Source organism: Liquorilactobacillus sicerae, from assembly GCF_029916425.1.
Lineage (GTDB): Bacteria > Bacillota > Bacilli > Lactobacillales > Lactobacillaceae > Liquorilactobacillus > Liquorilactobacillus sicerae.
On sequence record NZ_JAHAVQ010000402.1, the window covers coordinates 1 to 207 of the forward strand.

The 207-nt window shown below is 30.4% G+C and carries 1 pseudogene; it reads left to right on the plus strand.

Going from position 1 to position 207, the window contains the following annotated elements:
• Positions 1–207, plus strand: a pseudogene (locus KH893_RS12990) (RNA-guided endonuclease TnpB family protein); the annotation flags it as partial.

The following is a 207-nucleotide window of genomic DNA, read 5'->3' on the forward strand; positions in this document are numbered from 1 at the left end:
TAACAAAAATATTCAAGCTCTAGATAGTACCCACCTAAAACTTCCTAAACTTGGCACAGTCTGTTTTAAATCTGGTAGAGAAGTAATAGGTAAAATTAAAAATGTTACCATTCGACTTTCGGCTACTGATAAATATTATGCAATCTTATTGGTAGACACGGAAATTAAGACTTTACCTAAAACTAAAAATTCAGTAGGAATTGATAT